Annotated in this window: 18 protein-coding genes; 4 read left to right on the top strand and 14 right to left on the bottom strand. The window is 34.6% G+C overall.

The window, feature by feature from the left end; translation table 11 throughout:
• Positions 1-26: 26 nt before the first annotated feature.
• From dhbA to RCJ96_RS13460, 3 genes are all read right to left on the bottom strand, one after another.
• Positions 27-797 (bottom strand): 2,3-dihydro-2,3-dihydroxybenzoate dehydrogenase, encoded by a 771-nt coding sequence (dhbA, locus tag RCJ96_RS13470; RefSeq protein ID WP_001048422.1) that lies wholly within the window; start codon positions 795-797, stop codon positions 27-29.
• Between the two features lie 621 nt (positions 798-1,418).
• Entirely contained in the window at positions 1,419-2,621 is a 1,203-nt protein-coding gene (locus tag RCJ96_RS13465; protein ID WP_242303661.1) for an L-lactate MFS transporter, read from the bottom strand.
• Positions 2,622-3,193: 572 nt separating this feature from the next.
• Positions 3,194-4,306 carry an RNA-guided endonuclease TnpB family protein gene (locus tag RCJ96_RS13460; protein WP_416503800.1) on the bottom strand — a complete coding sequence of 371 codons (1,113 nt, stop codon included), beginning with the start codon at positions 4,304-4,306 and terminating at the stop codon, positions 3,194-3,196.
• Positions 4,307-4,691: 385 nt separating this feature from the next.
• On the opposite strand from RCJ96_RS13460, the gene RCJ96_RS13455 reads away from it, so the two are divergent.
• On the top strand, positions 4,692-4,877 hold the full coding sequence (locus RCJ96_RS13455; RefSeq protein ID WP_000646792.1) for a YkvS family protein: 186 nt from the start codon (positions 4,692-4,694) through the stop codon (positions 4,875-4,877).
• Positions 4,878-4,935: 58 nt separating this feature from the next.
• Here the strand turns inward: RCJ96_RS13455 and RCJ96_RS13450 are convergent, their stop codons facing one another.
• A complete protein-coding gene (locus RCJ96_RS13450) occupies positions 4,936-5,235 on the bottom strand; it encodes an ArsR/SmtB family transcription factor (RefSeq protein ID WP_000214794.1) in 300 nt (99 codons plus the stop codon).
• 327 nt (positions 5,236-5,562) lie between these two features.
• Here RCJ96_RS13450 and RCJ96_RS13445 point away from each other — a divergent pair, with 327 nt between their 5' ends.
• The gene (locus tag RCJ96_RS13445) at positions 5,563-5,736 is read left to right on the top strand and encodes a hypothetical protein (protein ID WP_001142747.1); all 174 of its coding nucleotides are present in this window, start codon (positions 5,563-5,565) and stop codon (positions 5,734-5,736) included.
• Positions 5,737-5,958: 222 nt separating this feature from the next.
• Here RCJ96_RS13445 and RCJ96_RS13440 read toward each other — a convergent pair whose 3' ends face one another.
• The 4 genes from RCJ96_RS13440 to RCJ96_RS13425 form a co-directional block, all read right to left on the bottom strand.
• Positions 5,959-9,048: an AAA family ATPase gene (locus RCJ96_RS13440; RefSeq protein ID WP_270795125.1), complete on the bottom strand. Its 3,090-nt coding sequence runs from the start codon at positions 9,046-9,048 to the stop codon at positions 5,959-5,961.
• Positions 9,045-10,202, bottom strand: a complete 1,158-nt coding sequence (locus tag RCJ96_RS13435; protein WP_270795126.1) for an exonuclease SbcCD subunit D — start codon at positions 10,200-10,202, stop codon at positions 9,045-9,047. The genes RCJ96_RS13440 and RCJ96_RS13435 overlap by 4 nt, the downstream gene beginning before the upstream one ends.
• A 15-nt stretch (positions 10,203-10,217) precedes the next feature.
• Positions 10,218-10,457, bottom strand: coding sequence for a DUF2584 domain-containing protein (locus RCJ96_RS13430; protein WP_000667348.1), 240 nt, complete (start codon positions 10,455-10,457; stop codon positions 10,218-10,220).
• Between the two features lie 184 nt (positions 10,458-10,641).
• Positions 10,642-10,899, bottom strand: a complete 258-nt coding sequence (locus RCJ96_RS13425) for a hypothetical protein (protein WP_001145041.1) — start codon at positions 10,897-10,899, stop codon at positions 10,642-10,644.
• Between the two features lie 306 nt (positions 10,900-11,205).
• On the opposite strand from RCJ96_RS13425, the gene RCJ96_RS13420 reads away from it, so the two are divergent.
• Entirely contained in the window at positions 11,206-12,261 is a 1,056-nt protein-coding gene (locus tag RCJ96_RS13420) for an enoyl-CoA hydratase/isomerase family protein (RefSeq protein WP_270795128.1), read from the top strand.
• A 223-nt stretch (positions 12,262-12,484) separates the two neighbouring features.
• Entirely contained in the window at positions 12,485-13,117 is a 633-nt protein-coding gene (locus RCJ96_RS13415; RefSeq protein WP_048556983.1) for a LysE family translocator, read from the top strand.
• Positions 13,118-13,188: 71 nt separating this feature from the next.
• On the opposite strand, the gene RCJ96_RS13410 is transcribed toward RCJ96_RS13415, so the two are convergent.
• The 6 genes from RCJ96_RS13410 to mmgD form a co-directional block, all read right to left on the bottom strand.
• Positions 13,189-14,649 (bottom strand): CoA-acylating methylmalonate-semialdehyde dehydrogenase, encoded by a 1,461-nt coding sequence (locus RCJ96_RS13410; RefSeq protein ID WP_000633352.1) that lies wholly within the window; start codon positions 14,647-14,649, stop codon positions 13,189-13,191.
• 37 nt (positions 14,650-14,686) lie between these two features.
• The gene (locus RCJ96_RS13405) at positions 14,687-15,577 is read right to left on the bottom strand and encodes an NAD(P)-dependent oxidoreductase (protein ID WP_000719422.1); all 891 of its coding nucleotides are present in this window, start codon (positions 15,575-15,577) and stop codon (positions 14,687-14,689) included.
• A gap of 16 nt (positions 15,578-15,593) precedes the next feature.
• Positions 15,594-17,303, bottom strand: coding sequence for an acyl-CoA dehydrogenase family protein (locus RCJ96_RS13400; RefSeq protein ID WP_074610420.1), 1,710 nt, complete (start codon positions 17,301-17,303; stop codon positions 15,594-15,596).
• A gap of 154 nt (positions 17,304-17,457) precedes the next feature.
• Entirely contained in the window at positions 17,458-18,366 is a 909-nt protein-coding gene (prpB, locus tag RCJ96_RS13395; RefSeq protein ID WP_000312630.1) for a methylisocitrate lyase, read from the bottom strand.
• An 18-nt stretch (positions 18,367-18,384) separates the two neighbouring features.
• Entirely contained in the window at positions 18,385-19,821 is a 1,437-nt protein-coding gene (prpD, locus tag RCJ96_RS13390; protein WP_070805956.1) for a 2-methylcitrate dehydratase, read from the bottom strand.
• A gap of 98 nt (positions 19,822-19,919) precedes the next feature.
• Positions 19,920-21,041, bottom strand: a complete 1,122-nt coding sequence (gene mmgD, locus RCJ96_RS13385; RefSeq protein WP_001987369.1) for a citrate synthase — start codon at positions 21,039-21,041, stop codon at positions 19,920-19,922.
• Positions 21,042-21,178: the final 137 nt, after the last annotated feature.

Below are 21,178 nucleotides of genomic sequence, written 5' to 3'. Positions count from 1 at the left end.
TGTATAGTAACCCCCTGAATTTTTTATTAAACGCCTAATGTAGCTCCGCCATCAACACATAAATTATGCATTGTAATATGACTAGCTTTATCTGAAGCTAAAAACAATACTGCTTCAGCAATTTCTGAAGGCTGTGCAATTTTTTGTAACGGTATACCGAGTCTATATGTACTTTGAGAACCAGCAATTATATTTTTTTCTCCATTCTCATCAGCCCATAGTAGCCTTTGCATTTCAGTTTCAGTAGAACCTGGAGAAACTACGTTACAGCGAATGTTATACGCTGCAAGTTCTAATCCTAAACATTTCATAAACATCGTCGTAGCAGCTTTTGATGCAGCATATGCAGCCATCTCCATTCTCGGCGTATTTGCTGCATTTGAACCAACTGTAACAATTGCCCCTGACTTTCTTTGCATCATATGTTTACTTACTGCTCGGGACATATAGAAAACTCCTGTAGAATTTACAGAAAACGTTTTATTCCAATCTTCATCACTTAACGAGTGAATCGCTCCCATACGTAAAACCCCTGCAACATTTACTAATATATCTATTGGCGCTATTTCATTTTCAATATCATTTACCATCTGTTCAACTGCGGTACTATCACTCACATCTAAGCAAAACGTTTTCAAATGTATTTCATTTAAGAGTTCGTTTAATCCCTCTTCATTTTGATCAACCGCAATAACTGTAGCTCCTCTTTCTAAAAACATTTTAGCAACAACACTACCTATACCTTGAGCTGCACCTGTTACTAAAACAGTTTTCCCATCAAATTCCCCTAAGTTCATTTCCTCTATCCTTTCATTTAAAAATCAATCTAATTAAACAAATAATGATAATGATTATCATTATCGATGTAAAAATAATACACTTACTAAACTAATTGGTCAAGTGTACTTTTCATTAAAATATTATTCATTGATAATGTTTTTCATTTAACGTTCTTACACCGAAATGATAATCTTTCTCAATAAACTTGTCAACCTATTTTTATTTTTCAGATAAAAACTTTAGTGCTTTTCAATACAATTACATCTAAAAGTATTAACACACACTTACATTAATACTTTAATTCTTACTCCTCTTTGTAAAAATTGAAGATGATAAACTGAAGGTCTCTTCAGTTACAAAGCCTTAACAAAAAGTCGAACATTTATTTTCTCAATATTTGTCTGAAAATATATCTTGCAAACATCAATTCATATTTTCTTTATTATTTAAGATTTAATACATATTTCGAATACGATGTATCGATTTATTATATTCCAATATAATCCAAACGGATATTTCACTCACTTTTATATCAAAAAAAATAAAAAGTAATTTAACCTTGTTAAAATAACTCAAAAAAGCACCCTATTTAACAGGATGCTTTTTCGTAACTATAGTGTTATAGAAGATTTATATACTTATGCTACGCTGCGATACTCTTCTTCTTGTTCTTTTTTCTGTTTAGGTGCTCGAATTAAAATTGCGATAATGAATGACACGACACATAGTACGCCAATCACCATAAAGGTTGGTTTGAATCCACCTAGAAGTGCACCGATAAAGGAACCTGCAAGCGCTCCAAATCCAAATCCTTGATACACAATTCCGTAATTCTTACTATGGTTTTTCATACCGAAGAAATCACCAACAATAGCTGGGAAAATAGTAATATTTCCACCAAAGCAAAACGCTACACTTGCTACACATACGAAGTAGATACCGTAATTCAAATCTACGAAACTTAGCACTAATACCGAACTCGCCATAACCACAAAAGTACCCGTAACGATTTTTAAACGACCAATTTTATCTGATAACGGTCCTAGAATAATACGACCTAATGTGTTAAATATTGCAACCATAGCCACCGCATTAGCTGCTGTCGCTGCACTAAGCCCTACAAGTTGAACACCAATGTCTTTTACCATACCAATTAAGTATAAGCCACTCATACATGATGTAAATAACATGATGAATAATAAGTATACTTGTTTTGTGCCTAACATTTCTTTCACTGTATATTCATGAGTGTTTGTTTCCTGAACTGCACCTTGATCAGCAGCTTGATGGATTAAACAAGCTCCAAGGACAATCATAGCTGTAACAATTAAACCCCAATATATAAACGCTTGCGATACACCAACGGAATCGATTAACTTTGCATTTATATATTTGAAAATTAAGCTACCTGTACCATATGCAGCTACAGATATACCAGAGATTAAACCTTTACGTTCAGGGAACCACTTAATTAAATTAGATAGTGAAGTAATATAAGCTGTACCATCTGCGTAACCTACAACAACTCCTGCTAGTACATAAAGCAATATTAACGAAGAAGCTTGTGAACTAAGTACTAATCCTAGTCCTAATGCTAGTCCAGCTATCATAATAAGTTTACGAAGTCCCCATTTTTCTTGCAATTTACTTGCAAATAAAGTTGAAAATGCTAAGGAAAGACTAGTAATTGAGAAAGTTATCGCAACCGCGTTAAGACTCCAACCGTATTTACTAACTAAAGGCTGATTGAATAAACTCCATGTATATATCGTTCCAAGTCCCATTTGAACTATTACTGTACCAAGGACAACAAGCCATGGATTAACCTTTGATTTTTTCATACCTTTCTGCCTCCTCTTTCTATTTCAATGCTTTTCGCTAAGTCTTGTTTTTTTATGTTCATTTTGGTCATCTCTTTTGATTTAACACCTTCATTGTATAAGATGTTTTCAGTTATGTAAGCACTTACAAGGCAGGGCGTCAAAAATATGGAATCAGTTACAGAAAACGAAGGATGAAATACAAAAAAATGTTTTTTAAATACGTAATAGTTGTTCATATTGTTTTGTATAAGTTAAATTTACATATGTTTTTGAATCCTTTTTTCAATAGTAAAACAATAAAACCGTCTCTTTAATAAACATTAAAGAGACGGTTTTATTAAATTAATTCATAAGCCTGACTTTCTTTATACATTTATAATTGTTTCTTCAAATGTAATAATTGGCTCTACAAATTCCATCATAATGAAAGCATTTTTAATACGTCTTGGTGAACTACCCACCACTTAGTACCTCTTACGAGCTTACCCAAAGTAGGGGCTTCTCGGTTCATCGCTACTTTTGATAGCTAACGAATTTGTCCTAGGACAGCCGAGCTAACTCCCTTGTTCCAAAGGTTATTTTATTACTATTTATGCCAACACTAATAAGCGGATGGCTTCCTTTTTGATATTGATGGCTGCATTATAATCACGGCCAATTGTGAGTCCACACAAACACGCATACGTGTGTTCGCGTAATGGCATTTCTTTTTTATTTCCACAATTACTACACATCTTTGTAGAAGGAAACCATTTATCTATTTTTACAAGCTGTTTTCCTTGTTCTTGTAGCTTATATGCTAAAAATGTCGTGAACATCCTCCAACCGTTGTCCGCTACACTCTTACCAAATCTAAATGCTCGTGACATTCCTTTCATATGTAAGTCTTCGATTGCTACAACGTCAAAACTCGTAGCTAATTCTTTAGACTTATGATGAAAAAAATTTTTACGTTGATTGGCGACCTTTTCATGCAATTTCGCTACACGAATGCGTTGTTTATTCCAGCGCTCTGAACCTTTCACACGTCTTGCTAATACTCGTTGTGCCTTCGCTAATTTCTCTAACATCTGACGATAAAAGCGAGGATAATTTGCTTTCTCATCTTCGCTACTCACGTACAATTCAGCCATTGAGAAGTCTAATCCAACTACACGTTCTACTTCTTTTGGAGTGATTTCTTTTTCATATTCGGTCAAAATAGACACGTAATACTTACCAGTAGGTGTCATCGAAATCGTACACGATTTGATGATATGTTTTGGCGGGATTTCTCTATGTTGCTTCAGTTTCACCATTTTCAATTTTGGTAATTTGATATAACCATGAAATAACATAATATTTCCGTTTACTCGATTCGTTGTATAGGATTTTCTACTCTTTTTACTTTTGAATGTAGGAGAATCACTTTGACCACTAAAAAAATTCTTATAAGCAGTTTGCAAGTTTAATTGCGCGTTGGCTAATGCCAATGAATCAACTTCTTTCAACCATTCATACTCCGATTTGTATTTTGCAGGAGTAGGAAATTTTTGCTTCTTCAGTTCTTCCTTATTCGCTTTGTGTTTTTCATATACTTCCTTTCGTTCAGCCAGCATTTTATTATATACAAAGCGCACACACCCAAACGTTTTGCGTATGAGATGTGCTTGTTCTTCTGTTGGATACAGACGAAACTTGTACGCCTTATTCTGCTTTTGCATATCCATTCACCTCATTTTCTGCTTCATTTCCCATAAGCTATAACGGTGATTACACAACCTGAACACTATAAGATTGTTATCTACTTTCATTGTTATACCAAAATTCCCCTCTTATAAGACTGATTATATCAGAGGCGAAATAAATAGAAAAAAAAGTTTGGCTACGCCAAACCGAAATTCATCTCCCACCTGCCGCTAGACTATCGTCCTTCACACGCCTGAGGAAGGAGACTTCTTTCGGATAATATGTTAAAACTTCTTTTAATTCTGCACACATAGACTACAAATATTTTTTTGATAAATAAAACTAAATATTCACTAATATACTTATACGTGGTTTAATATATATAATAAAAAATATTTCTGTCTTTAATGAGGAGGTACTATGAAAGCAAACGTAGGGGATACTATACTTTTTCAACGAAACAATTTAAAGATTACAGGATCTGTATTAAAACTTTATACTGAATCGGTCTTAGTTGAAATTACAAATGTAAGCGGTGGTACTTTTGAATTTGATCGAACAATTGTAAATCATAAAAACTATAAAGTTTTAAATGCAAATACATAAAACAACACAAAATAGCCCCTGCTAAACAGCAGGGGCTATTTTATATAAAAATATTTCACTAGTTTATATACCCTAAAACATTAACAATCTTACTCGCTTTTAAATTGTTAATATGATAATAAATTTCTAAACCTCTTCTCTCTGCTCGTAACACTTTACCCTTCATTTTTGATAAATGTTGTGAAACAGTAGATTGCGGGATGTTCAGTAACTCGGTTAATTGTGTTACATTACAAGTTTTTCTTGTACTTAATTCATTTACAATTTGCAGTCGGATTGGATGCGCCATAATTTTTAAAATATCTACATCTTCTTCTGAAACTAAAGTTTTTTTCATTTCACTTGTATATGTTGTCATAAGACATTCCCCTTTTATATGAATTCCATTTTTATAAGATCTATTTCCAAAATTTTTAAAACCCTCGATTAAAACTTTCATATAGAAATAAAAGGATTTTAAATTTTTGAAAACAGAACTTACATTCACTTTATTTATTTGGTACATATACATAATACAATGTTAATATGTGCTCTATGTGAAGTTAGCATAAATTTATAATGAAGATTTTTCAAATAATTCACATCTAACTATATACTCCCTCATAACACTATCCAGTGATTTTAACATATTTTAGGCGTTTGTATATACTATCTACAAAATAAATGTTATTTAGGGGGAATTCAAATGCCTACAATGTTACAAGAAGAAGTTGAAGAAGCGCGCGAAACATATGTCAGTCGTATCATTTTGGTCGGTGGATCGGCTTTATTTTTAGTAGGCGGTGTTATCTCGGCAATTTCGGCTTTTAAAGCTTATAATCGTTTGGAAAATACGCCGTCTTCTACAGATAACTCATAGGTGAATTATCTAATTTTGAATAACAAATAAAGAGGCTGTCCCAAAAGATGCTTTTTAGCCAAAATCGTATAAAAAGTGAAAGGCAGAAATGTTTATTTTATAACATTTCTGCCTTTTCGATTTCATGTGATCTTACTTCGAAAGAGACTTATGAGACAGCCCCTTTATTTTATCAAAAGTTCTATACTAAAGAATCGCAAATAATATGAATTACAATTGAACTTACTTCACCACAAACCGTGTCTGACTACAACCATCCTTCTGCTTCGTTACTTCTAATACAGCTGGCATTGCGTTTTTCAGCTCTTGAACGTGTGAGATTACACCAATAAATCGACCTGATTTTTGTAAGTCGATTAAGGCGTCAACCGCTTTTGTTAATGACTCCTCATCTAATGAACCGAATCCTTCGTCGATAAACATCGTTTCGATTGAAATACCGCCTTCATACGCTTGAATAACGTCTGCCATGCCGAGCGCTAAGCAAAGTGAGGCATTGAATTTCTCGCCGCCAGATAATGTTTTTACATCGCGTGTTTGGCCAGTATATGCGTCGTATACATCTAACCCTAATCCACTTTGACGATTTCTCTTTTCAACTCGTTCACTTCGTTTTAAATAAAATTGTCCATTTGATAATTTACGTAATCGTTCGTTTGCAATTTGAACAATTTGTTCTAAATACTCAATTAAGATGTAACGTTCAAATGATATACGGCTTTCGTTATCACCTTTCATTACTTCATATAAGTCAACAAGTTCTTGGAAAGCTTTTTCTTCCTCATGAATTTGCTCATCAATACGTCTAATATTTTCATGTAAATCAGAAATATATGTTACCGCATTTTGCGAACGTTGACGTTTTTCTTTAATGATATCAAGGTTAATTTCTAGTTCTTTAATGTGTTCACCTAACGCCGTAATATCCATATACTCTTTATCTTTTAATTCAGCATGTAACTCTTCAATTTGTTTTGCAAGTACTTCAAGAGATGAATAATAGCTTTGAATTTCTTTTTGTAACATATCCATCTCGGCATCACTTAATTTCGCTTCTTTATACGTAATTTGGTCTGTAAATCCACTCTGTTCAAGCTCTTTCATAAAGCGCGTGAAAGTCTCTTCTTTCTTCGATTTTGCACTTTCAAATTGATTAGAAGCACCTTCCTGTTCTGCTTGAATACGTATATTTTCATTTTGCCAATGTTGATACGCCTCCTGCACTTTCTTCCATTCGTCCTCCATTAATTTGAGCTCATGCATAGCTTGGTCAAACTGGACTTTCCAAGCTTGGACTGTTTGTAAGTTTTCAGGAATGTTTTTCTTATCATGTTCATATGACGTACGAAGCTGCATACAATCCATTTCTATACGGTGCTGTTCTGTTTCTACCTCATGTTTTTGTTTCTGAAGTGCATCTACTTTTTCTTCTATGCTTTTTATTTTCACAGCTGTTTGCTTACGCGTTTCTTCACTTGCTTTTAACGTATTCACTTCAGTTGCTAATTGTTTTCCTTTTTGAACAAGCGCACTATATGTTTCAGCTAATTCTTCTGAGCGATAACCTCGCTTCTTAACCTCTTCTATTACTTGTTCATATTGAAGATGATAGAAATTCCATTTCTCCTCTACTTGCACATGTAATTTTTCAGCAATGTTCTTCTTGTCTCTTAAATCATTTAACTCTTTTTCATTGATGGCATCACTTTGCTCTGAAGCTTTTTTCGGATGGTTCGTGCTGCCACATACTGGACAAGATTCACCATCATGTAGATGAAGAGCTAATATACCAGCTTGTTCACTTAACCAGCGACGTTCCATATTCTCATATGCACGAACTGTCTCTTGCATCTTAATAAATGCAGTTTCTTTTTCTTGCTCGAATTTTTGTTTTTCTTGCCATACGTCATATGCTTGCTTTAAAACTTTTGCATCTTCTCGCATATTCGTTAGTTCTTCTACTTTATCTACATATCGTTCAAGCGCTCGCTCTAATTGCTGTAATTCACCAGACATTAGCTGTTTTTGATTTGTATGCTCTTCTAATTGTCGATCTAAGTTTTGCATACTTTCTTTTAATTTTCCTAGTTGAATTTCTGCATTTTGTAAATTCAACTGTTTCTCAGCTAATGATGCAATAATCGGTTGTAACTCTTCTAATCTTTGAACAAGTTTTTTTGCATTTTCTCTCTCAGGTTCTTTATTCTTTACTGCTTCATATTTCTCCTGAGCAAGTTCAAAATTATTCATTATATTTTCTTTTTTAGCGATAATTTGTTTTAACAAACTTTCAGCTTTCTGCTCATTTTGCATTGCTTCTTCGTACCACTGTTCAAATGGTAATAAGCGCTTCGCTTGTTCCGCACGCTTAAAAGATAGTTCTTTCATTTCAATTACTGAACGTTTTTCTTGTAAAGTATTATATTTCTCATTCTTTTGTTGTAAATCTATAAATTTCTCATTTACAGACTTCGCTGCATGAAAACGTGTTTCAGCATCCTTTAATTGCTTCGTTTGAATATCTTGTTCTACTTGTAATTGCTCCACCTCTGCCTTATACGCAGCTGTCTCTTGTTCTAATGCCTCTACTACTTGATGCGTATTTACATGTTCTTGTTCCACTAATGTCTCTAATAATGCTCCATCACGAATTGGTAATTTAAAAACATTACGGAAATATAACTCTCGCTCTTTCTGTTTTTCTTGTAAGACGTCTTTCCATTGTTTTCGTTTTTGGTCAAGTAACTCACGCATTAACTTATAACGATCTGTTTTAAAAATACGACGCAAAATTTCTTCTTTGTTTTCTGTCTCAGATGTTAATAGTTTTCGGAATTCCCCTTGCGGTAACATAACAATTTGACTAAATTGATGTTTACTTAAACCAATTAAATCTTCTACTTTTTTATTTACATCCGTTACATGGAAACGATCAACAGCCGGAATCTTCTCTTCATCAATTACTTCATATAATTCTACTGCATGTCCCGTAACCGTCTTGTTCCCTTGTTTTTTATGTCCCAGTTGTCGTTTTATTTCATAACGTTTCCCTTTTAACTGAAAGGTTAATTCTACGCTTGTATACACATTATCATCAGCAAATTGACTGCGGAGCATGCTCGTATCACTTCGTTCTTCTCCGCTTGCCTCACCATATAAAACATAACAAATCGCATCAAAAATCGTTGTCTTTCCGGCGCCCGTGTTTCCAGAAATGGCGAAAATACGATGCTCTCCCAAATCGTCAAAATCAATTACTTCTTTCTGTTTATATGGGCCAAATGCCGTCATAATAAGCTGAATCGGTCTCATCCTCGTTCACCTTCCCGTTCTTGCACTGTTTGTAATACTTCTACAAATAGACGTTCTTTCTCTTCTGATAAATCTAAGCCTTTCATTTCTTTATAAAAAGCCTTTAATAATGATAAATCATCCATTTTATGTCTTGAAACAGTTACTTCATTTGACTCAGTGAACTCTCGTCTTTGAATGGCTCTTTCAACATGCATTGCATTTGGATAAACAGAGCGTATTTTTTCCATTGGCTGCAAGACAGGATTTTCATCTAATAATTTTACAAACACGTAATCTTCACTTACTGGATGTTGTAACAATTCATCTATTTTCGCTTCTACTGTTCGCATTTTACGGCGTGGTGTAAGTAACCTTTTTTCAATTGTTACTTCACCTTGCTCGTCCAATTCCACAATATAATATCCTTTTTTATGTTTTTCTTCAGAAATAGAATATGCAAGTGGAGAACCTGAATATCGAATTGTCTCATTACGTACGAAATGCGCTTGATGTAAATGTCCAAGCGCTGTGTAATGAAACTTATCAAAATAATGACTATTCACGTATTCAGCACCACCAATTGAAAGCGGTCGTTCAGCATCACTTGTATTCTCTTCCGCTTCGCCCGCAGAAGTTACAAATGCATGACCAACAAATACATGTCTAGCTTCTTTATCCATCGTTTCAGAAAGCTCATTCATAAAAATACGCATCGCATCATCATGAGAACGTACGTCTTCGTTTTTCAATACATGTCTCACTATGCTTGGATCCGCATAAGGAATGAGATGGAAGTGAACCTCCCCATATTCATCATTTAATATAATTGGCTCATATGGAAATTGAATTTGCCCCACAATAAATAATCCTTGTTTCTTCATTAAACTACTTCCAAAATGAATACGATCTGGACTATCATGGTTTCCTGCGACTGCAATAACTGGTGTTTGTAAATCAATCACTATTTTTTGCAGCACATCATTTAATAAGTCTACTGCTTCCGTAGGTGGAATTGCTCGGTCATATAAATCCCCTGCAATAATTACGGCATCTGGTTTTTCTTCTTCAACAGCTTGTACAAACTGATCTAATACAATCTTTTGATCTTCAGTCATATACACGCCATGAACAAGCTTTCCTAAATGCCAATCGGCTGTATGAAATAACTTCATGGTTTCCTGCTCCTTTTAATTTACTGAATTTAGTGATACAAGTTGATAGTTTATTGTAGTTTTTCCGTTCTCCCATTCTAACTTTTGTATCATTGCACTACCGATTCTTTCTTCATTTGATTTATATAAAGGTAATATTTCTTGAACTGTAAATAAGTGATAACCATCCAATTTTAATTGAAATATGTTTTCTTCTATATGTAATCTTACTTCTTTTTCATTTGAAATAATTTTTGTGTGCATCTCAAATTTCATGATAGATACAACCCCTTTTTCTAATCTCTACACTATTAATAGTATATTGGCTATGCAAGATTGACAAGTAAATACACGGTAAAGTACATACTTTTCTATTGCGATATGTTTTTTTAATTTCACATATAATACGGTATGTGAAATTTTATTCTTTCCAAAAATAAAAATGTCTCATATGACATCTTTATTTTTGGATAAATTCTTTCATTACATAATATAAAACTGTAATGAAAACAATCGCTACAAAAAATGAAAATACTGCAACAATGTACCCATCTTTATTTAATAAAATGCAAAAAGAAATAGATATGATAAAAATCGGAAATACAAGTCGTACTTTATCCTTCACTTCCTCTGTCGTATCTGTATGATGAAAATACTGCGTTATCCCTATCATTAAAGAAGACAAAATAATCACCGACAATAGTAAAGGTACTGGCATTCCGATTTCTCCTTTCTCTATTTCTAATGAAAAGCAATTTTTTTTCATTATAATCACTCTTTTCGAAGTGATTATGTACAATTTACACATATATAATAGCGTGTTTATCATGGTAACTTCAAATAATTACAATTACAGTAATGTTGTAATATTCATTTTCAACCTCCAAAATCCTGCAAATATAACTCGTCAAAATATGCAGTGGATAAATTAACATATACCGCCAACTTTAGACAAAATTTATAAAGGACATTTCAGTACGTATAAAGAATTAAGAATAAGAAGATATGTAAGGGAGGATGAATTATGACTGAACACGTTTTATTTTCTGTTAGCGAAAACGGCGTTGCATCAATTACTTTAAACCGCCCAAAAGCACTTAATTCTTTATCTTATGACATGTTGCAACCAATTGGGCAAAAACTGAAAGAGTGGGAACATGATGAACGAATTGCGCTTATCGTATTAAAAGGAGCTGGCACAAAAGGTTTTTGTGCAGGTGGCGATATTAAAACTCTTTATGAAGCACGTTCAAATGAAGCTGCATTGCAGCATGCGGAACGTTTCTTTGAAGAAGAGTATGAAATTGATACATATATTTATCAATATAAAAAACCGATTATCGCTTGTTTAGATGGAATTGTAATGGGTGGTGGTGTCGGTCTTACAAATGGTGCGAAATACCGAATTGTAACTGAGCGTACGAAATGGGCAATGCCAGAGATGAATATTGGCTTCTTCCCTGACGTCGGTGCTGCTTATTTCTTAAATAAAGCTCCAGGGTATGCCGGCCGCTATGTCGCTTTAACAGCATCTATTTTAAAAGCTTCTGACGTATTATTTATAAACGCTGCTGATTATTTTATTGCATCTGATTCATTACCAAATTTCCTTACTGAACTGGAAAGTATAAATTGGCCTAAAGAAGATGATGTACATACTCATTTAAAAGAAGTCATTCGTACATTTGCAACTGCTCCAACATTAGAAAGCGAGCTTGCTCCTTCATTAGAAGAAATTAATTCACATTTTGCATTCGATACAATTGAAGAAATTATTCATTCATTAGAGAAAGATCAAAGTTCCTTTGCTTTAAAAGCGAAAGAAACGTTATTATCAAAATCTCCTATTTCACTAAAAGTAACATTAAAACAGTTTATTGATGGACAAAATAAGTCCGTTGAAGAATGTTTCGCTACTGACCTTGTACTTGCTAAAAACTTCATGAGACATGAAGATTTCTTTGAAGGAGTACGATCTGTTGTCGTTGATAAAGACCAAAATCCAAATTATAAATATAAGCAGTTAAGTGATGTTTCAGAAGAAGATGTAAACCGGTTCTTTAACTTACTTAATGCGTAAAGTGAGAATTTAATAAGTAGGGTTTATCTCCCTCTTATTATTAGTAGAAGCAATCGCCCTTTCATACGGGATTAAATTGAGGCTATATAGGCGTATAATTACAAGCCTATATAGCCTTTTTCCTATTTAATAAATTTTAATAAAATTTAATTTTATTAAATCGAATTATGTGCTACACTATTTTTAATTAAATATTCTAAAAATAAAAGAAGGAGGAGCGACTATGATTGAAAATTATTTTCTTTTCATCATTATGTCTATTTGTCTTATTATTTTACCTGGTCCTGATACTGCAATGGCTACGAAAAACACATTAGTTGCTGGTAAGGTAGGTGGGGTGAAAACAGTGTTCGGTACATGTGTTGCACTATTGATTCATACTTTAGCAGCAGTAATCGGACTTTCCGCACTTATTGTAAAGTCAGCTCTTTTATTTTCTATTTTCAAGTACGTTGGAGCTCTATATTTAATTTATATTGGTATTAAAGCCCTTTTAGCAGTAAGAAATAAAGAAGGCATCAATACGAACGATATATCTTTGAATAACGCAAACGAGAATACTTCTTGCTTTCGCCAAGGGTTTCTTACAAATTTATTAAACCCTAAAATCGCAGTCTTCTTTTTAACATTTTTACCGCAATTTTTAAATCCAAATCATAATACGTTTATCCAACTTCTTATAATGGGCCTTACTTACCTAGTTTTAACAGTTATTTGGTTCGCTTTTTATATATTTTTAATTGATAAAATTAGTGCTTTTATGAAAAAACCGAAGACACAACGTTATATTCAAGGGTTAACGGGAATTGTCTTAATTGGTTTTGGTATTAAACTAGCTTTTGAAAAAAGCAATTAACAAGAAGAAAACCACCACTATTTCATAGTGGTGATTTTCTTTTAACAACTGATTTGGCTGTCTACTTTATATTAAAACCAGCGCTCAGTTACAACTTTTTTACGTGTATAGAATTGAACACCATCTGTACCATTTGTACCTAAATCACCAAAGAATGAAGCTTTATTTCCTGCGAATGCGAAGAATGCCATTGGTGCTGGAACGTTTACGTTTACACCGATCATGCCCGCATCGATGTTATCACGGAACGTTTGTGCATGTTTACCGCTTGATGTATAAATAACCGCACCATTTGCAAATTTAGATTGATTTGTTAGTTTAATACCTTCTTCTAAATCTTTAACACGTACAATGCTTAATACTGGAGCAAAAATCTCATCTTGCCAAATTTTCATTTCTTGATTTACACCGTCAAAGATTGTCGCACCTACAAAGTAACCTTCTCCAACTTCTTCCTTAATTTTACGGCCATCTACTAATAAAGTAGCTCCATCTGCTACACCACTGTTAATATAGCCTAATACACGCTCTTTATGAGATTCACGAATTAATGGTCCAACATAATTATCTTCGTGGAAACCGTCACCTACTTTTAACTTCTTCGTCTCTGCTACTAGTACGTCGATGAATTCATCCGCAATTTCATCAACTACTGCTACTACTGAACATGCCATGCAGCGCTCTCCGCTACTTGCAAATGCAGATCCAATTACACCTTGTACTGTTTTCTCAAGATTGCAATCTGGCATAACAATCGCATGGTTTTTTGCACCAGCTAACGCTTGTACACGTTTTCCGTGTTTCGTACCTGTTTCATATACGTAACGAGCTACCGGCTCAGATCCAACGAACGAAACAGCTTGAATATCTTTATTTTCTAAAATGCTATTTACAACATCTTTTCCGCCTTGCACTAAATTTAATACGCCTTTCGGGAAGCCAGCTTCATAGAATAACTCTACAAGTCGCTCTGCTAAAAGTGGCGTTCTTTCAGATGTTTTTAATACGAATGTATTACCGCAAGCAATTGCAAGTGGGAACATCCATAATGGAATCATCATCGGGAAGTTAAACGGTGTAATACCAGCGACAACTCCGATTGGGTAGCGCCAAATTGATCCATCAATGCCGCTAGCAATATTCGGAAGTGCTTGTCCCATCATTAAATTTGGTGCTGACGTCGCAAGTTCTACCGCTTCAATACCACGCTGCACTTCACCAGTTGCATCCGTTAATGTTTTACCATTTTCTAGCGTAATGATTTTTGCAAGTTCTTCTTTATTTTCTTGTAAAAGCTGTAAATATTTATACAATTGTCTTGAACGATTCGGAACTGGTACTTTAGACCATGTTTCGTATGCTGCTTTTGCGGCTTCAACAGCTTTTTCAACATCTTCTTTCGGAGATAGCGGAACGTAAGCGATAATTTTTCCAGTCGCCGGATTTGGAACTGCTTCTACTTCTGTACCAGTAGATTCTACCCACTCACCATTAATATGATTTTTTACTCGTTTAATTTCAGTTGTAATCATTATATTCTCTCCTTTTTTTATGATGTTTATAAATCTATTATTTTTGATTAGAAATTAATTGTTCACTAACTTTCTTATATAAAGCAGCCATATCGTTTTCACCATACCCAGCTTCACTTGCTTCTTCATATACATTTAATAGCATTTCGCTTACTGGTAAGTGAAGTTCACTTTCTTTCGCTAAATCTACTGCAAACCCTAAATCTTTCTTTAATAAATTTACAGTAAAACCTGGCTCGTAGTTTTCTGATGCAATAAAACTTTTATAATTGCGCTCATAAATTCTACTTTGGCCGTAACTTACATTTAAAATATCAAACATTTTATCCAAATCCATATTGTTCTTTTTCGCTAATGTTAATGCTTCACTTACACCAGCTGTATAAAAACCTATTAATAGGTTATTAATTAATTTAACAGTTGTACCACTATCAATTTGCTCACTAACATGGAAGATGTTTGCACCTAATACACCCATGATAGATTCCGTTTTTTCATATACCTCTTTTGATCCACCAACCATAAACGTTAATGTACGGTTTTCGGCTCCAATTACCCCACCACTTACAGGGGCTGCTAAAAAGTCTACTTTCTTTTCTTTTGCCGCTTCCTCTAACTGTTTGTTTAACTGTGGAGATACAGTACTTGTATCAATTAAAACTACATTCGAATGACTATTTTCAAATAATCCTTCTTGTCCAAAATACACCGCTTCAACAGCACGAGGTGAAGGTAAACTTGTAAAAATCACATCGCATGTCTCTGCTAATTTTGAGATTGATAAGCCAATAATTCCTCCTTCTTTTTCAAAGGAAGCTTCAGCATCTTTATTTAAATCCACTCCATATACTGTGTAACTTGATTTAACTAAATTTTTAGACATCGGAAGACCCATGTTACCTAAACCGATAAAACCAATCTTTTTCATATCGCTTTCCTCCTATTTACACAATATACTTTCCGCGATTTATAATAGCTTTCGCAATTTTTCTCTTTTTTGTAAATACGTTCGTGTATAAAGGCACTAATAATTGACGAATTTCAGTTAAAATCACGTGTCTATCTTGTTCTTCTGTAATAGCCGCGGAAAGTATAGAAATCGCTGCTTCTTCCACTTTGCGATAACCTTCTTCACAAATAACGTCAGTTATCATTTGTTTCGTACGCTCTTTTTCTGCACCATTTTTACTAATTGCTTTACTCGTACGTAAAAATGCTGATTCCATGACGTACACGTCCGTTAACATATTTGATAATACACGTGAATATTCTTGCTCTTGATCAATTTTTAAACCTGGAGTTTTAGAGAGCGTTTTCAAAGATTGTTTCAACAATTTTTTCGCTAATAAAATGTAACGATGGTTTCTTTCGACATTTTCTACATCAATCTCTATTTCAGTATCTTCAATTTGTTCCATTTGCTTCATTAACATTTTGGCAACTGTTAATCTATTAATTTCGTTCGTCCCTTCAAAAATACGACTAATTCTAGCATCACGGTATAATCGTTCTACTTCATACTCTTGCATATAACCGTAACCACCATGAATTTGTACAGCTTCATCTACGATATGACCAAGTGTTTCAGAAGCATTTACTTTATTCAATGCACATTCAATTGCAAATTGAGACATTTTCTTCATAAGATCTTCATCGCTCTCATGAATTGCTTCATCAATTACACCTGCTGTACGATACGCTGCACTTTCTGCTCCATATGTAGCAATGATCATATTTGCAATTTTCTCTTGAATCATCGTAAAGTCTACTAATTCCGTTTGAAACTGTTTACGTTCTTTTCCGTATTGAACGGACAATCCAATTGCTTGCTTTGCTGTTCCAATATTTCCAAAGGCAAGTTTTAATCTAGCAAAGTTAAGAATATTAAGAGCTACATGATGCCCTTTCCCAACTTCCCCTAAAACATTTTCAGCAGGTATGACAACATCTTCTAAAATAAGGGTAGCCGTTGAAGAACCTTTAATCCCCATTTTCTTTTCTTCTAGCCCAATAGATACCCCTTCACATGTTCTTTCGACAATAAACGCTGTCATTCCTTTATTTGTCTTCGCAAAAACAACGTATACATCTGCCATATGAGCATTTGTAATCCATTGCTTTTCACCATTTAGCTTCCAAGCAGTACCATCTTCATTTAATACTGCACTCGTTTTTGCACTTAAAGCATCAGAACCAGCATTTGGTTCAGTTAAAGCATAAGCCCCAATCCATTCTCCTGATGCAATTTTCGGCAAATATTTTTCTTTTTGTTCTTTCGTTCCATAATATATGTAAGGCAATGTACCTACACCTGCGTGTATATTAAATGAAACGCTAAATGCACCAGCGTATCCCATTTTTTCTGCTACAAGCCCTGAAACTGCCTTTCCTAATTCAAATCCGCCATATTCTTCTGGAACCTCAATACTTAATAATCCAAGTTCTCCAGCTTTCTCAAACAATTGACGAGAAACTTTATAGTTATGTTGTTCAATATTCTCCATTTGTGGAACAATTTCTTGTTTAACGAATTGTTCTGTCGTTTTTGCGATTAAATCTTCATCTCCTGAAAAATCTTCTGGCGTAAAGAAAGCATGATTCACATCTTTATTAAGTGAAAAAAATTCATCCCACGGTAACTTCGTTTTCTCCATCTGAATCCCCCTATCATTTCGGCCTTACTTACTACTACATATGCTCGTCTACGATGAGTGGAATATCTTATTTTTGAAAACAGAAGGCGATGAATTTTCACATCAAGCAGTTCGTCTTGCTAAAGATGTATTCTCATCGCCTTAGTTGTTTTATCTATTGATCCTCTGATAATACTGTTTTTGCAATTCCAGTATCTAGTTCTTCAAAGTCATGATATGAAATTGTTTCATATAACTCACTTCTCGTTTGCATATTAGAAAGTGCATCTTTTTGAGAACCTGTTTCCTTAATTAAAGTAAACACATTCTCATACGCTTTCGCTGCAACACGAAGTGAAGTTACAGGATAAATAACCATTTGGAAGCCCATATTCGCAAATTCTTCTGCACTATAATACGGTGTTTTTCCGAATTCAGTCATATTCGCTAATAAAGGTGCATTTACCTTGCTATTAAATAGACGGAATTCCTCTTCTGATTGTAGCGCTTCTGGGAAAATTGCGTCTGCACCTGCTTTTACATATGCATTCGCTCTTTCAATTGCTTCATCTAATCCTTCTACACCACGAGCATCTGTGCGCGCTACAATATATAAGCTCGGTGCAACTTCTTTAATCGCTTTAATCTTTTGAACTAATTCTTCTGTCGTAACGAGTTTTTTACCATTTAAATGGCCACATTTCTTTGGTAATTGCTGATCTTCAATTTGGACAGCTGCTACCTTCGCTTCCACCATTTCTACAGCAGTTCTCGCTACATTTAATACACCACCAAACCCTGTATCAATGTCAACAAGAACAGGTAAATCTGTAGCTCTTACTAAATCTCTTGCTCTCTCTGCTACTTCAGTAGACGTTACGATTCCTAAATCCGGTAGCCCTTTACTTGCAGTATAAGCAGCTCCCGATAAATAAAGAGCTGAAAAACCTGTATTTTTCGCAACAAGAGCTGCCATTGCATCATGAGCACCTGGAATCTGTAAAATTTCATTTGCTTCTACTAAAGCTCGGAAGCGATTCGCAAGCTCTTCTTGTGTTGACTGTTTATCCACAACCCAAGCCATTCTAGATTCCCCCTATTATTAAATTAAGAATAGATCTACAAATTCATTTACATTCATATTTTCTAGTTTCTCTTCATTTAAACAAGCTTCATGAATTTGTTCTTGTTGCTTACTAGAATAATGGCCTGCCATATTTGCAGTGAATTTTTGAACAACTTTTGGAATCGCTTCATCTCTACGGAAACGGTGACCAAGTGGATATTCACATTCCACATTTTCTGTTACAGTTCCATCTTTGAAATGAACTTGAACAGCGTTGGCGATTGAGCGCTTGTTCGGGTCAAGGTAATCTAAACTGTACTGTTTATTTTCAACAACAACCATCTTATTACGTAATTCATCTACACGTGGATCATTTGCTACTGCATCCTCATAATCATCCGCAACGATATCCCCTTTTAATAAACCAATTGCCGTAATGTATTGTAAGCAATGATCACGATCCGCTGGGTTATTTAATGGACCTTCTTTATCAATAATACGAATTGCTGATTCATGCGTTGTAATTGTAATACGGTCAATTTCATCTAATTTCCCTTTAATTTCTGGATGTAATTTCACAGCACATTCTGCAGCTGTTTGTGCATGGAATTCTGCTGGATATGAAACTTTAAATAATACATTTTCCATTACATAAGAATCTAATGGTCTTGCTAATTTTAATTCTTGTTTATTGAATAATACATCTTGGAATCCCCAGCCCGGTGCAGATAATGCTGTAGGGTAACCCATTTCACCTTTTAGAGCAGTCATTGCAAGATGAACACCGCGGCTCGTTGCATCACCTGCTGCCCATGATTTACGTGATCCCGTATTTGGAGCATGACGATATGTACGAAGACTAGAATTATCAATCCATGCATGTGATAATGCATTAAAGATTTCTTCACGTGTTCCGCCAAGCATTTTTGCAACTACTGCAGTTGTTGCTACTTTTACATATAATACGTGGTCAAGGCCAACGCGATTTAAGCTGTTTTCTAAAGCAAGTACACCTTGAATTTCATGAGCTTTAATCATCATTTCTAATACTTCACGTACTTTTAACGCTTCTTTTCCTTCTGATATACGAACACGGCTAATATAATCTGCAACTGCTAAAATTCCTCCTAAGTTATCAGATGGATGTCCCCACTCTGCTGCAAGCCAAGTATCGTTATAGTCTAACCAACGGATCATACATCCGATATTAAATGCACCTTTGACTGGATCTAGTACATAAGACGTACCTGGTACTCGTGTACCATTTGGCACGATTGTTCCTGGTACAACTGGTCCTAATAATTTCGTACACTCTGGATATTGTAACGCTAAAATTCCGCATCCAAGTGTATCAAGTAATACGTAACGAGCAGTACTGAATGCTTCTGCACTTGTTACCTCTTTATTTAATACATAATCCGTAATCTCTTCTAACAATGCATCTTTTTGTTTAATTTCATTTGTTTTAATCATGCTATTCTTCCCTTTCTGTCGAAAATTCGTTATTATTAATGATGGGTGTCGGTCAAACACCCATCTGGCGGGCGGTGCTAACAACTCCCCAGTTGTTCTTATTTACTAAGCACATGTCGCTCGCCAATATAATTTACACGTGGACGGAACAAACGATTGTTCGCATGTTGCTCAATAACGTGCGCACATAGTCCTACTGTTCTAGAGCTAAAGAAGATTGGTGTGTACAGTTGAATTGGAATACCAAGCATCCAATATACTGGAGCTGCGTAATAATCAAGGTTTGGATAAATTCCTTTTTCCTTCTCCATAATCTTTTCTCCAGCTTCACACATTTCATATAGTGTATAATCACCTTTTACATCACATAACTGCTTTAAAGCTTCCTTCATCATTAAAGCTCTTGGATCCATCTTCTTCATATATACGCGGTGTCCAAAGCCCATAATTTTTTCTTTGTTATATAGTTTCTTCTGTAATAACTCTTCAAACTTTTCAACATTACCAGCTTCTAAAAGCATGTACATAACCGCTTCGTTCGCACCGCCATGTAAGCTACCTTTTAAAGATGCAACCGCACCTGTTAAAGCACCATATAAGTCGGATTGCGTAGATGCAATAACGCGCGCTGTAAATGTAGAGTTTGGCATTTCATGTTCACTATATAAAACAAGGGAACGATCAAAGATCTTCTCCTCAAGTTCAGTTGGTTTTTTACCTGTTAACATATAGAAGAAATTCGCGCTATATGATAATTCCTTAAGTGGCTCAATTGGCTCTTCATTATTTAAAATATGATAGCTATTCGCTACTATGTTTGGTACTTTACTCAATAATTTGTATCCGCGGCTTTTGTTTACTTCTAACGAGCGGTTTTCAATATCATTATCGTAACCAGCTAATGCGGACACACCTGTACGCAATCCATCCATGGGGTGCGTTTCTTTCGGTAATGCCTTCAGTACGTTAAATACACCTTCTGGTACCGCGTATTCTTCTTTTAATTTCTTTTCAAGCGTTGCTTTTTCATCCTCATTCGGTAGATGTTCTTCCAATAAAAGGTGCACAATGTCTAAATACTCTTTTGTTTTTGAGAGTTCGATTAAATCATACCCTTGAATTACAATTTCACCTTTCACTGTGTCAAGAAACGAGATTTTCGTCTCCGCTGCCACTATACCATCTAATCCCGGGGAAAATTTTTCTTCAGCTTTCATCATTATTTCCTCCAATCCTAATAGATCTTCGTGCACATAACTGTAAGCCTTTACAATACTGTGAAACTACATTTCTATTTCAATGTATCAGAGTTTTTAGAAGATTTCAATTTATTTTATAATGATAAGTTTCCTACACT

The organism is Bacillus sp. BSL6 (assembly GCF_052928345.1).
Note: the sequence above shows the minus strand (reverse complement) of the source record. Positions and strands in the feature narration are given on the sequence as shown.

What these genes read in the sequence shown, in the direction of transcription:
- dhbA (WP_001048422.1), bottom strand. Translation starts at nt 797, where the DNA reads ATGAACTTAGGGGAATTTGATGGGAAAACTGTTTTAGTAACAGGTGCA.
- RCJ96_RS13465 (WP_242303661.1), bottom strand. Translation starts at nt 2,621, where the DNA reads ATGAAAAAATCAAAGGTTAATCCATGGCTTGTTGTCCTTGGTACAGTA.
- RCJ96_RS13460 (WP_416503800.1), bottom strand. Translation starts at nt 4,306, where the DNA reads ATGCAAAAGCAGAATAAGGCGTACAAGTTTCGTCTGTATCCAACAGAA.
- RCJ96_RS13455 (WP_000646792.1), top strand. Translation starts at nt 4,692, where the DNA reads ATGAAAGCAAACGTAGGGGATACTATACTTTTTCAACGAAACAATTTA.
- RCJ96_RS13450 (WP_000214794.1), bottom strand. Translation starts at nt 5,235, where the DNA reads ATGACAACATATACAAGTGAAATGAAAAAAACTTTAGTTTCAGAAGAA.
- RCJ96_RS13445 (WP_001142747.1), top strand. Translation starts at nt 5,563, where the DNA reads ATGCCTACAATGTTACAAGAAGAAGTTGAAGAAGCGCGCGAAACATAT.
- RCJ96_RS13440 (WP_270795125.1), bottom strand. Translation starts at nt 9,048, where the DNA reads ATGAGACCGATTCAGCTTATTATGACGGCATTTGGCCCATATAAACAG.
- RCJ96_RS13435 (WP_270795126.1), bottom strand. Translation starts at nt 10,202, where the DNA reads ATGAAGTTATTTCATACAGCCGATTGGCATTTAGGAAAGCTTGTTCAT.
- RCJ96_RS13430 (WP_000667348.1), bottom strand. Translation starts at nt 10,457, where the DNA reads ATGAAATTTGAGATGCACACAAAAATTATTTCAAATGAAAAAGAAGTA.
- RCJ96_RS13425 (WP_001145041.1), bottom strand. Translation starts at nt 10,899, where the DNA reads ATGCCAGTACCTTTACTATTGTCGGTGATTATTTTGTCTTCTTTAATG.
- RCJ96_RS13420 (WP_270795128.1), top strand. Translation starts at nt 11,206, where the DNA reads ATGACTGAACACGTTTTATTTTCTGTTAGCGAAAACGGCGTTGCATCA.
- RCJ96_RS13415 (WP_048556983.1), top strand. Translation starts at nt 12,485, where the DNA reads ATGATTGAAAATTATTTTCTTTTCATCATTATGTCTATTTGTCTTATT.
- RCJ96_RS13410 (WP_000633352.1), bottom strand. Translation starts at nt 14,649, where the DNA reads ATGATTACAACTGAAATTAAACGAGTAAAAAATCATATTAATGGTGAG.
- RCJ96_RS13405 (WP_000719422.1), bottom strand. Translation starts at nt 15,577, where the DNA reads ATGAAAAAGATTGGTTTTATCGGTTTAGGTAACATGGGTCTTCCGATG.
- RCJ96_RS13400 (WP_074610420.1), bottom strand. Translation starts at nt 17,303, where the DNA reads ATGGAGAAAACGAAGTTACCGTGGGATGAATTTTTTTCACTTAATAAA.
- prpB (WP_000312630.1), bottom strand. Translation starts at nt 18,366, where the DNA reads ATGGCTTGGGTTGTGGATAAACAGTCAACACAAGAAGAGCTTGCGAAT.
- prpD (WP_070805956.1), bottom strand. Translation starts at nt 19,821, where the DNA reads ATGATTAAAACAAATGAAATTAAACAAAAAGATGCATTGTTAGAAGAG.
- mmgD (WP_001987369.1), bottom strand. Translation starts at nt 21,041, where the DNA reads ATGATGAAAGCTGAAGAAAAATTTTCCCCGGGATTAGATGGTATAGTG.